This is a genomic window from Pseudomonas sp. CCNWLW23 (assembly GCF_037095675.1).
Lineage (GTDB): Bacteria > Pseudomonadota > Gammaproteobacteria > Pseudomonadales > Pseudomonadaceae > Aquipseudomonas > Aquipseudomonas atacamensis.
Genome location: NZ_JBAWKM010000019.1, coordinates 117041 through 128260, shown reverse-complemented (window position 1 = coordinate 128260; position 11220 = coordinate 117041). Strand labels below are relative to the sequence as shown.

At 61.3% G+C, this 11220-nt stretch carries 10 protein-coding genes; 3 read left to right on the top strand and 7 right to left on the bottom strand.

Features of this window, described 5'->3' with window-relative positions; translation table 11 throughout:
• The 6 genes from V8J63_RS21905 to V8J63_RS21880 form a co-directional block, all read right to left on the bottom strand.
• Positions 1-402 (bottom strand): hypothetical protein (locus V8J63_RS21905; RefSeq protein ID WP_336464623.1); only part of this gene is annotated, 402 nt, incomplete at its 3' end.
• A gap of 86 nt (positions 403-488) precedes the next feature.
• Complete coding sequence (locus tag V8J63_RS21900; protein ID WP_110598969.1) at positions 489-689, bottom strand: hypothetical protein; 201 nt, start codon at positions 687-689, stop codon at positions 489-491.
• An 11-nt stretch (positions 690-700) separates the two neighbouring features.
• Complete coding sequence (locus V8J63_RS21895) at positions 701-943, bottom strand: hypothetical protein (RefSeq protein ID WP_016774112.1); 243 nt, start codon at positions 941-943, stop codon at positions 701-703.
• Between the two features lie 650 nt (positions 944-1593).
• Positions 1594-2661 (bottom strand): lipocalin-like domain-containing protein, encoded by a 1068-nt coding sequence (locus V8J63_RS21890; RefSeq protein WP_110598967.1) that lies wholly within the window; start codon positions 2659-2661, stop codon positions 1594-1596.
• Positions 2651-5119: an ABC transporter permease gene (locus tag V8J63_RS21885; RefSeq protein ID WP_442963535.1), complete on the bottom strand. Its 2469-nt coding sequence runs from the start codon at positions 5117-5119 to the stop codon at positions 2651-2653. Before V8J63_RS21885 ends, V8J63_RS21890 begins: the two co-directional genes overlap by 11 nt.
• On the bottom strand, positions 5119-5772 hold the full coding sequence (locus V8J63_RS21880) for an ABC transporter ATP-binding protein (RefSeq protein WP_223630257.1): 654 nt from the start codon (positions 5770-5772) through the stop codon (positions 5119-5121). The genes V8J63_RS21885 and V8J63_RS21880 overlap by 1 nt, the downstream gene beginning before the upstream one ends.
• 138 nt (positions 5773-5910) lie before the next feature.
• On the opposite strand from V8J63_RS21880, the gene V8J63_RS21875 reads away from it, so the two are divergent.
• Entirely contained in the window at positions 5911-7884 is a 1974-nt protein-coding gene (locus V8J63_RS21875) for an alkyl/aryl-sulfatase (protein WP_336464622.1), read from the top strand.
• A gap of 339 nt (positions 7885-8223) precedes the next feature.
• Here V8J63_RS21875 and V8J63_RS21870 read toward each other — a convergent pair whose 3' ends face one another.
• Positions 8224-9075 (bottom strand): AraC family transcriptional regulator ligand-binding domain-containing protein, encoded by an 852-nt coding sequence (locus V8J63_RS21870; RefSeq protein ID WP_336464621.1) that lies wholly within the window; start codon positions 9073-9075, stop codon positions 8224-8226.
• Positions 9076-9172: 97 nt separating this feature from the next.
• On the opposite strand from V8J63_RS21870, the gene V8J63_RS21865 reads away from it, so the two are divergent.
• Both V8J63_RS21865 and V8J63_RS21860 read left to right on the top strand, forming a co-directional pair.
• A complete protein-coding gene (locus V8J63_RS21865; RefSeq protein WP_336464620.1) occupies positions 9173-10117 on the top strand; it encodes a LysR family transcriptional regulator in 945 nt (314 codons plus the stop codon).
• A complete protein-coding gene (locus V8J63_RS21860) occupies positions 10114-11133 on the top strand; it encodes a helix-turn-helix domain-containing protein (RefSeq protein WP_336464619.1) in 1020 nt (339 codons plus the stop codon). The genes V8J63_RS21865 and V8J63_RS21860 overlap by 4 nt, the downstream gene beginning before the upstream one ends.
• Positions 11134-11220: the final 87 nt, after the last annotated feature.

The window sequence follows — 11220 nt, the reverse complement described above, 5'->3', positions numbered from 1 at the left end:
CAGCTGCACCTGAACCTGACGATAAGCCTCGCCACCAGGGTTATCGCTGCCCGGGGCCTTGCGCAGTTCGCCGGTACGCTCGGTGGTGCCTGGCAGACCTTTATCCACATCCGTATCGAGATAAGCGGCGACAGATCGCTGCACCTCGATCGTCACCGAATCGCCAACTTTAAGTTTGGCGAGGTTTTTCGCTTTGTCGCTGAGCTGAACGTGGACCTGACGTCCCTCGGGGCCTTCCAGCACGACCTGGTGATTGGCCGGGTCGACGGCGAGCACTTTGGTGGTAACGGAATCGGCCTCAACGACGGCGGATAACGGAATGTCGGCAGCCAGAGCGCCGAAACTCGTGACAGAAAGCAGCGTTGCGAGAGTGATGGCCTTGGCCAGAGCGTCGAGCTTCATATGCATTACTTTCCCTGTGATGAAATGGCGACGCCCGCCACTGAAACGACTTCAGCGGCGGGCGTGCCAGTGAGCATAGACGCTGTTCAGGGCTTGACTTGAGTTTGTGGCCCTCGGGTGTGCGGCTTGGCGGTGTCCTGCGCAGTGGATTCGCCACTCGGCGTGCCTTTGCCGCTGTCCTGCCGCTGCTTGGGATCGGTCGGGCGCAGCGCATCGTTATCGCGTTCGGTTTCGCCGGCCGGGCGCGGTTCGTCGGGATTGTCGTTCTGGTTGATGGTCTTATTCATGGCAGAAGTCCTCAGGCTTCGGGATCGTCGAGTTCGCGGGCGACGTTGACCTCGGGTGACTGCTTGTGCAGATCATCGGCTTTGGCGCGCAACAACTGCCATTGCTCAAGATCAATCGCGCCTTGGCCGAGCAGGTCATCGGCGATGCGCTGCAGATCGAAATAGTGAGCGTCGGGCGATTGCTGCCAAAGAGTCTGATCGTCGAACAGGCGTTGCCAGGTGTTGAGGTCTGGGAGTTGCACGTCGTCGCTCATGGGTGAGTCCGAAAATGGCGGGTTTCTGGGTAGAGCCTATTGGCGAAGGGAGAGTTCCGAGCGGTTTGATTAGTGGCGACCTTGCTGACGCCATCGCTGGCAAGCCAGCTCCCACAGGGATTGGGGTTAAGCTGTAATTCATCGGTGTTTTTGAGATAGCTATCGCGAGCAGGCTCACTCCTACAAGAGCAAGAGCAAGAGCAAAAGCAAAAGATCGCAGCCTTCGGCAGCTCCTACAGTCCCACGTTCACCTATAGGCCGAGTGTCAGCTCGCCTGCTCTTGATCTTGATCTTGATCCACCGGCGACGTCGGAAGGCTGAGTGGAGGGATTGATCCGGGCGTGGGAGCGCAGCGACCGTCTGGCGAAGCCAGACACAGCGGAAGGAGGTGCAGCGAAGCAAACCGTAGCCGCTGCGCCCGGATCGATCCCGCAGCGAAGGAACCCGAGCCTGCGAGGGCCGAACGTAGGAGCTAGCGTTTTTTGCTTACTTTTTTTGGCGCTTGTAAAAAAGTAAGTCGCCGTAAGGGCGAAACCCTAAGCAGCCGTTACCGCAGCAACGGATATGTACCCGGTCAAGCAGAACAAATCATCGCTCGACAAAAAGCCTTCGCGAGCAAGCTCGCTCCCACAGGGAAACTGCACCTACCGTTAATACCCGGTCATTTCCAGATAGCCCTGGCCAGGATGGCTGCCACCAATCTTCACCGGCCCCTCCCAATACGGAATACGCAAATCCATCCACGCATTGCGGTTGATCGCGTCAACGCTGATATCGAGTTGCTTGTCGGGAATGCGGATCGACCATTTCACCGGCATCGGTCGATCAGCCACCTTGGCCGTATCCTGCGGCACAAGGCTGATCTGCTCGCTGTGCAATGTCTGAATCTGCCCGTCAGCGGCGATCCAGGTGCCGGTCAGATAAGGCGCGCCGTCCTTCTGCCGCATGCGGTAAAGCATCACATGTTCGCCGCTGTCCAGATGCAGCGAGAACCAGTCCCAGCCAGTTTGATTGGCGGTGAGTGGCTGACTGCTCCACTCGCGATCGAGCCATGCCGGGCCGCTGACGGTGTAGGTCTGGCCGTCGATCTGCAGCGTACCGCTGGCCTGAAAAAACGGCTGGCTGTAGTAATACGAGGCCTGACCTTCTTCGGATTTCTGGCTGAAACCGTTGTCGCCTTGCAGCACCAGCGGGCGGCTTGAGGTGAGGCGCAGTTGATAAGCGAATTTCTTGTCACGAGCACTGAGTTGCATATCGCGCAACGGATCCTGCGCCTGACTGGCAAACATCCAGTCATCGATCCACGCTTCGAACGGCGCCAGGCGCACGCCGGCCTGGCCTACTCCGCCCCGGGCGTAGCGCTCGGCGGCGTGATGCACCGAGGGCGAAGTGACTGCCGCATGGCCCAGCCAGATCGTTTGGTTGCCCCAACCGGCCTGCTCGGCGACGGGTTTCAGGGCGCTGCGAAACAGCGTCCATTGCACACCGAAATCATTGCCCTGCTGATCCTTGAGATTGGCGGTGACGTACCACCACTCGATGCGAAAACCATCATGCGCGCCGTGATCGGCGGGGAAGCTGAACACCCGACCGGGCACCACCGGGGTGAAGGATTGCGCCTGATCGCCCATGCCGGCAAAACCCTTTTCCTCGGGTGCAGGCTGATCGCAGCCACCGAGCAGCAGTGCAATCATCAGCACGAGCCATTTAGTCCTCATGGGCAAACGTCCTCAGCAAGTCCGCCGGTTGCGTGCGGTACAGCGAATACAGCGGCCATGCCGAAGCCAACAGAGTCGCCAGCAACGCCAGGCCCATCAGTTGCAACAACTGCAACGGAAACACCCGCAACGGCAAGCGCCAGCCGAATGCCTGCACATTGATCACCGCATCCAGGCACCATGCCAAAGCAATGCCCAGCGGCAGCGCCAACAGCAACGTCAATACGGCGAGCAGCCAGGTCTGGCCGAGGTTGAGCAGCATCAATTGTTTGCGCGTCACGCCCAGCGCCCACAGCGGTGCGAGTTGACTGAGGCGACTCTGGCTCTGGGTCAGCAGACTGATGAACAGCGCCACGCCAGCCACGGCCAAGGTCAGGCTGTTCAACGCCGCCGTCGCGGCAAAGGTGCGTTCGAAGACCTGCACCGACCAGCCCTTGAGCCGCGCCTGATCGACGATGCGGTTGTCATCCAGCGCAAAACGCGCCTGCAAGGCGTTGAGCAGCGCCGGAATCTGCGCTGGGTCGATTCGCAAATTGAAGCGGTTGGGCGTGAGTTGCGGCCAGCCGCGCAACAGGTGCTCACTGCTGATCAGCACGTGCCCTTTCGGATTGCCGTAGTCGGCGTAGATGCCGACGATGCGCGGCGACCACGTGCCGTTTGGCGTGGGAATGTTCAGATGCTCGCCCGGCCGCAACTTCAGGCGTCGTGCCAGTTGTTCGCTGAGCATCACCGCATCATCCGTGGCCAGTTTGCCCCACGGATCGCTGCCACTGCTGTCGAGCAACGGCCAATGCTGGCGATAGTACGAGTGGTCGATGATGCCGTAGACATCGGCCGGCCAGCCTTGCAGTGTCACCGAAACCTGCCAGTTGGGCAGCACAGCGGTCACGTTGGGCTGCTGCTTGAGCCAACTGTGCATCTCGCGGGCCTGCGCCGGATTGGCCGGGTTGATGTACAGCTCGGCGCTCAGGCGTTGTTCGAGCCAGTCGTTGAAGGTCTGGCGAAAACCGGCGGTCATGCTGCCGGCGCCGATATTGGCGGCGAGCGCCAACAACAGCGCCATCAGCGCCAGACTCAGGGCTGGCAGTTGCTGGCGGCAGTCGGCGAGAAACCATTGGCCGAGCACCGACCGACTACGCCCAAGCAACGGGTTCAACAACGCGCTGAGCAACACCGGCAAGGCCAGCGCGGCACCGAGCAACAGCCCGGCCATCAGCACGAAGCCGCTGCTCAGGCTGTCGCCCCAGATCAGCGCCGTCAGCGCAATCGCCAGCAGTGCCGTCGCCAGCCAACCCTGCCGACGCAACCAGCGCGAATATTGCTGATGCCAGGCCTGCGGATCAGCCACCGCCAGCAACGGCAGGCGCGCCGCCCGCAGCAGACTATTGGCCCCGGCCAGCAAGGCGCCAAGCAGGCTCAGACCGATGCCGCTGAACCACCACCAGGGGCTCAAACGCAACTGCCCCGCCACTTCCGCGCCATACAGACCGCGCAGGCTGGCGGCGACGTCCGGCAGCAGCACGCTGGCCAGCCAATAGCCGCTGATCACACCGAACAATCCACCGATCAGCGCCAGCACACCCAGTTCAACCACCAGACACGCGATCAGCATTCGTGCACTGACGCCACAGGCACGCAACGTGCGCAGCAAGCCTCGGCGCTGTTCCAGAGCGAGGCCGATGGCAGCGTGGACGATGAACAGGCCGACCAGAAATGACAAAAATCCAAGGGCATCAAGATTGAGGTGAAAGCTCTCGGTCAGCCGCGCGAGATTGTTTTCTTCGCCGCTGCTTTTGAGCTGCAAGCGATCGGTGAAACTCGCTGGTAATTCTTGATGAAAGTCCTTGGGCAGCAGCAGTCGCGACAATTGCTCGGGTTGGTCGAGCAGTCTTTGCGCTGCGCCGATGTCGACCAGTAACAGGCCCGGCGCCATGTCCTTCTGCGCGAGCAGCGGCGGCAGGGTCTGGCCGTTCACGGTTTGCGGTGTATCGCCTTCGCGCAAGCCGAGCATTTGCATCGTGTCCGGGGAAATCCAGGTGCTGCCCGGCGGGCTGAAAAATTCGACGATGCGCTCGATCGGCATCGCCTGCCCGGCTACCGCGGAATCCGACGGCAGCGACACCGGCTCGATGCCCATCACTTGAATCCGCTGGTCTTCGTGGCCCTTGAGCGTCAGCCGGCCCTGCAACACCGGCGACACCGGCCAGCCCTGACGGCGCAATTCGATAAACCAGCGCTGGGGAAACAATGCCCCATTCGGCGTGCTCAGGCTGGCCTGTGGTTCACCGCCGATCATCTGGCTGGCCCGCGCGTAGCTGTCGCGCGCCTGACTGTTCAGCGCCTCGACGCCAGTGAGCAGACTGGTGGCCAGCCACAGCCCGGTCAGCACACTGAAAAACTGTACGGGATGACGCCGCCAGTGGCTGAGCAGCGCGCGCAGGGTTTGCCGCCAGATCATCAGGCGACCCGTCCGTTCGACAACACCACGCGCTGAGCCAGACGTGCCGCAACGCGCTGACTGTGAGTGACCATCAACAAAGTCGTCGGCGTGTCATCGAGCAATTCCAGCAACAGCCGCAGCACTTCATCGCTGGTCGCTTCATCGAGGCTGCCGGTGGGTTCATCGGCCAAGAGCAATTTCGGCTGCGAAGCCAATGCGCGGCCCAATGCGACTCGTTGCTGCTGGCCGCCAGAGAGTTGCTCGGGATACCGCGAGAGCAGATCGCCCAGACCCAGACGCTGCACCAGATGCGCTTGCCAGCGCGGCTCATGGCGCCCGGCGAGGCGCGCCTGAAAGGCAAGGTTGTCTTCCACGCGCAGGCTGCCGATCAGGTTGAACTGCTGAAACACCAGACCAATTTCCGTGCGCCGCCAGTTCGCCAGTTGCGCTTCGCTCATGGCTTCCAGGCGATGTTCGCCGCTGCGAATGCTGCCGCTGTCGACCTTGTCCAGCCCCGCCACCAAATGCAGCAGCGTGCTTTTGCCACTGCCCGATTCGCCCATCAGCGCGAGGCTGCCACCGGCCTTCAGCGTCAGGTCGACGCCTTGCAGCACCGGCAACAATCCCTGTGGCGTGGCATAGCTTTTGAAAACGTCGCGAACCTCAAGCATGGGCAAACCCGATCAGTGAACCTGGGCCTAGGATAGCGGCCCTGAATGGTTTTTGTCCGCTGATGATCATCGCCAACGCCGGGACGCGCCCTACGCTGCTGGCTGTTCGGCCATAACGATAAAAAACCGGAGACACCCATGCCCCGTTTCATCCTGAGCCCGCGCGGCCTGCTGACCTGCCTGATCACCGCTTGCCTGAGCCAACCGTTGCTCGCTGCTGACGGTGCGGTGGCGCCGAGCATGCAAACCGCCGCAAGCAACGCTGCCGTCCTGCAAACCCTGCCTTTCAGCGACCGCACCGATTTCGAATCCGTCAGCAAAGGCCTGATCGCACCCTTCAAGGGTCAGATCAAGGACGCTGCCGGCAAAGTCATCTGGAACGTCAATGCCTATGATTTCCTCGCCAAAGACAAGGCGCCGGAATCGGTCAATCCAAGCCTGTGGCGACTGGCCCAGCTCAATGCCCACGCCGGTCTGTTCGAGGTCAGCCCCAAGCTGTATCAGGTGCGCGGCCTCGACCTGGCCAACATGACCATCATCGAAGGTGACGACGGGCTGATCATCATCGATCCGCTGACCATGGCCGAAACCGCCAGGACGGCGCTGGACCTGTACTACGCCAATCGGCCGCGCAAACCGGTCGTCGCGGTGATCTACAGCCACACCCATGTCGATCATTTCGGCGGCGTGCGCGGGGTGATCGACGAGGCCGATGTCAAGTCCGGCAAGGTCAAGGTCTACGCGCCGGTCGGCTTCATGGAACACGTCATGAGCGAAAACGTCATGGCCGGCAACGCCATGAGCCGCCGCGCGCAGTACCAATTCGGCAGCCTGTTGCCGCGCAGTGAAAAAGGCCAGGTCGACGCTGGCCTCGGCAAGAGCGCGCCCAGCGGTGGCACGGTCACACTGATCGCGCCTACCGATCTGATTGCCGAGCCGTTGGAAACCCGCACCATCGCTGGCCTGCAAGTCGAATTCCAGCTGACCCCGGGCACCGAAGCGCCAGCGGAAATGAACCTTTATCTACCGCAGCTGAAAGCCTTGTGCATGGCCGAAAACGCCACGCAGATGATGCACAACATCCTCACCCCGCGCGGTGCGCAGGTGCGTGATGCCAAAGCCTGGTCGCAATACCTCGATGACAGTCTGGCCCGCTACGGCGACAAGGCGGACGTGCTGTTCGCTCAGCACAACTGGCCGACCTGGGGTGGCGAGCGGATTCGTACTCTGCTCGCCGATCAGCGTGACATGTACGCGTTCATCAACGACCGCACCCTGCACTTGCTCAACCAGGGCCTGACGCCGCTGGAAATTGCCGAAGCAATCAAGAAGCTGCCCGGCTCGCTCGATCAGAAGTGGTACACCCGTGGCTATTACGGCTCGCTGAGTTTCAATACGCGCGCGGTGTATCAGCGCTACATGGGTTTCTACGACGGCAACCCGGCCAACCTCAACCCGCTACCGCCGGTCGATGCGGCTAAACGCTCGGTCGAGGCCATGGGCGGTGCCGCGTCGGTGCTGGAGAAAATGCGCAGTGCGATGGCCAGCGCTGACTACCGATGGGCCGCGCAGTTGGGCAACCAGTTGCTGTTCGCCGATCCGGACAACGCGGATGCCCGCAACGCTCAAGCCGAGACGCTGGAGCAGTTGGGTTATCAAAGCGAGAACGCCACCTGGCGCAACATGTACCTGACCGGTGCGATGGAGCTGCGCAACGGCGTGCCGCCGCAGTCAGCCAATACCGTATCGGTGGATATGGTCAGGGCGATGAGTCCGGAAATGTTCTTCGATTACCTCGCGGTACGCCTGGACAGTGACAAAGCCGTGGCCCATGACCTGACGCTGAACTGGACGTTCGACGATGTGCAAAAGGATTTCACCCTGACCTTGCGCAACGGCGTGCTGACTCACCGCGCCGGTCTGAATCCGGCGGCGGATGCGAGGGTAAGCCTGAGCCGCGATACGCTGGAGAAGATCAGCCTGAAACAATTGGACTTCCCGACGGCGATGCAAAAAGGACTGGTGAAGTTGCAGGGCAATGGTCAGAAATTCGGATTATTGATGGGCAGCCTGGATACGTTCGGGCCGCAGTTCAATATCGTCACGCCTTAAGTCAAAAGCCCCTCACCCTAGCCCTCTCCCGGAGGGAGAGGGGACCGACCGAGTTGCATGTACGAGATACGCCGACGTGGGATAACGAGTTGAATGCAATTTTGAATAACACGCACATCAGCTCCCATGATTCATAAGCCCCCTTCCCGGAGGGAGAGGGGACTGACCGTGTTGGATGTACGAGATACGCCGACGTGGGATACCGAATTGAACTCAGATTCCGACCGCCATGAAGATCGGCTCCCTTTCCCCCTCGCCCCCTTGGGGGAGAGGGCTGGGGTGAGGGGGTAAATCTTGCTGGCACACCCTCAATAACGATCAATCACCTCAATTCTGCTTTCAACAAACCTGCCCCGGATTCAACCGAAACTGCTTCGGCGTAATCCCGAACTGTTTGCGAAACGCGCGGATAAAGTTGCTCGGCTGGCGATAACCCAGCCGCTCAGCTATCCGTTCGATCGGTTGATCACCCGCCGTCAGCCAGTGCCGCGCCATCGATAGATTGTCCTCACGCGCAGGTGCGCGACTTTCAGCGTGCCAGTGACGCAGCATGCTCTGGTGCAGAAACGTGTTGGCGCCCAGCAAGGCCTGATCGAGCCTGGAGCGCGGCAAGGTCAGGCACAGATGTTCGCCCTGCTCCACCGCGATACCCACTCTACGCAGCCAGCCACCGGCCAATTGCGCCGGGCGCAGGCTGACACTCACAAACAAATCTCCAGGCGCCCCGCCCAATCGACGGGCAATGTTGCGCACCAGCGTTATCACTGCCGCATCCAGAGCGAAATGATGCAACTGCCCCTGCTGCGAACGCAGGCGCAAATGAGCCACGTCGCCCGCCTCGACGAGTTCCACCGCAACGTAATTGATCACCCTTGGCAAGCAGTCGATGAAGCACTTCAGACTGGCCCGCAAGGTCGCGGACGAGTCGAGCAAAATATTCAGCCCTTGCAGGCAATCGGTCGCCATTCCGTCGGCCAGTTCACAGCCAAACGTCGGCGCTACCCCTGACCATTCACACTCACGCCACAACTGTTCAACCGCTTGTGCGGCGATCAATTGATGCTGCCCGGCGAGCACTGACGGGCAGATCCCCACGCGCGCCATCAAGCGTTGCGGGCACAGTCCGGACTGGCGAGCATGCGCGAGAATCGTGCGGGTGAACGCGCTGGAGGCGAACAGAGACTGAGACATGAAGGCGTGCCATCGAAGAACAGGCGTGTACTTATGCCAGCGGACGTGCTATCGATCCAATGCATTAAAAGTATCCGCAAAATGCAGGAGACGCATGATGGATCTTCGCCAGCTTCGCCACTTGGTCGCCCTCGCTGATTACCGCAACTTCGGTCGCGCCGCCGAGGCGATCAACCTCAGCCAACCGGCGTTCAGCCGCAGCATCCAGACTCTGGAGCGTGACCTTGACTGCGCGCTGGTCGAGCGCAGCAGCCGCGAATTTCGCCTGACCGGTCAAGGCGAGCTGGTGCTGCAACATGCGCGGCGCCTGCTCGCTGGCAGTCAGGCGCTGCACAACGAATTGACGCAATACAACGGCCTCACCGGCGGCGAACTGCAATTCGGTTGCGGTCCGTATCCGGCGCAGGTGCTGGTGCCGGAAGCGCTGGCCGACTTCATTGATGCGCATCCGGCGATTCGCACGCGGTTTCATCAGGGCGACTGGCAGCAATTGACGCTGTGGTTGCGCGAGCAGCAGATCGAGTTTTTCGTCGCGGACGCGCGGCACTTTGTCAGCGATCCGCAGTATCAGGTGCACCTGCTGCGCACGCGGCCGGGACGGTTTTTCTGTCGCGCCGGCCATCCGCTCCTCGCGCAACGAGACCTGCGATTGCGCGCCCTGCTCGATTACCCGATCGTCGGCACGCGCATTCCACCGATGATCCGCAAGGTGCTCGCCGATATCCTTGGTGAGCAGGACTTCAACCCGAGCGTCGAGTGCGCGCAATTCGACGCGATCCAGCGCGTAGTGCTGCGCTCCGACGCGGTGGGGCTGGCCACGCTGGAGGCCTTGCGTGAACAACTTGATCGCGGCCTGATCGAGCTGCTCGACTTTGTCGACGTCCCCCATGACGAGCCGGCGCTGCAACTGGGTTATGGCATCGTCAGCCGCGCCGGTTTTACCCTGACGCCAGCAGCGCGGGCGATGATCGAGGCGATCCTCAGCGTCGATCAGCGGTTGCTGGCGGCTAACGGAGCGACGGGAGACGCGCGCAGAACATGAGCAAAACCCATCCGCAATCCGTTAACGCTTTTTACGCGCCGACCCTGCTGCCGGCCATTGAAGAATTGCTCGCGCGCGGCATTAGCCAAGGCGCAATCGAAGCACAACTGCGCCGCAGCCTGTTCGATCTGCGCACGCCGTTCACGCGCATGCCGCTGCTGATGTCGCGGCGCTTCTGGGCGTTTGCCGTGGAACAGAGCGGCGATCCACTGATCGGTCTGGCGGCGGGTGAACGCTTCGTTTCGACGGCCACCAATGGACTGACCTATCTGTTCGATGTCGCCGTGTCGCTGGAACGTGCCTGTGAGTTTTTCGCCGAGTACTTTGCGTTTTTCAACGGACACTTCCGTGTGCAAATCCTGCGTGAAGATGGCGGCGTAACACTGCGCTTGGTCGAAGCCGGCAGTCTTGGTGCTCCGGCGGCGCTGACCGATTACATCCTCGTCAGCCTTTGCAGTCTGGTGCGGCGCAAGTTGCTCGCCAGCGGCGTGAATCGTGATCCGGTGCTGGGTGTGGCGCTGGTGTCGGCCAGCCGCGAGGAATATGTATCGGCGTTGCGAACCCCGGTGAGCGCAGAGCAGTCATGGGCGGCGATTTTTCTGGATCCTCAGCTGTTCGTGATGCCGTTGACACCGGGCAATCCGGCATTGGAAACAACGCTTGTCGATCTGCTGGAACAAACCCGATGTTTCAGTGAATCGACCTTGCTCGGACAGCTGAGCGATTATCTGATCGAAGATCTGGCTTCAGCGGATTGGCAGCAGTTCTGTGCTACACAGCATGTGCTTGAGCGCACGGCGGCAAGGCGTTTGAAGGCGTTGGGCTGGACTTTCAGCGAACTGCTTGATGAGCATCGCCGCTATCGGGCCGAGGACTTGTTGCAGTCCGTGGCGCTGGAGCTGGTCGAAGTGGCGGATCGCTTGGGTTACAGCGATGTGCAGGGATTCAACCGGGCTTTCGCGCGCTGGCTGGGGTGCGCGCCTGGGGAGTATCGGGCGCGGTTCAACAAGGGTTGAGACTGTCGCAGCCTGTCCCGACTTGTTCGCGAGCAGGCTCGTTCCCGCCCCTGGAATGCAATCCCCTGTGGGAGCGAGCCTGCTCGC

What these genes read in the sequence shown, in the direction of transcription:
- V8J63_RS21900 (WP_110598969.1), bottom strand. Translation starts at nt 689, where the DNA reads ATGAATAAGACCATCAACCAGAACGACAATCCCGACGAACCGCGCCCG.
- V8J63_RS21895 (WP_016774112.1), bottom strand. Translation starts at nt 943, where the DNA reads ATGAGCGACGACGTGCAACTCCCAGACCTCAACACCTGGCAACGCCTG.
- V8J63_RS21890 (WP_110598967.1), bottom strand. Translation starts at nt 2,661, where the DNA reads ATGAGGACTAAATGGCTCGTGCTGATGATTGCACTGCTGCTCGGTGGC.
- V8J63_RS21885 (WP_442963535.1), bottom strand. Translation starts at nt 5,119, where the DNA reads ATGATCTGGCGGCAAACCCTGCGCGCGCTGCTCAGCCACTGGCGGCGT.
- V8J63_RS21880 (WP_223630257.1), bottom strand. Translation starts at nt 5,772, where the DNA reads ATGCTTGAGGTTCGCGACGTTTTCAAAAGCTATGCCACGCCACAGGGA.
- V8J63_RS21875 (WP_336464622.1), top strand. Translation starts at nt 5,911, where the DNA reads ATGCCCCGTTTCATCCTGAGCCCGCGCGGCCTGCTGACCTGCCTGATC.
- V8J63_RS21870 (WP_336464621.1), bottom strand. Translation starts at nt 9,075, where the DNA reads ATGTCTCAGTCTCTGTTCGCCTCCAGCGCGTTCACCCGCACGATTCTC.
- V8J63_RS21865 (WP_336464620.1), top strand. Translation starts at nt 9,173, where the DNA reads ATGGATCTTCGCCAGCTTCGCCACTTGGTCGCCCTCGCTGATTACCGC.
- V8J63_RS21860 (WP_336464619.1), top strand. Translation starts at nt 10,114, where the DNA reads ATGAGCAAAACCCATCCGCAATCCGTTAACGCTTTTTACGCGCCGACC.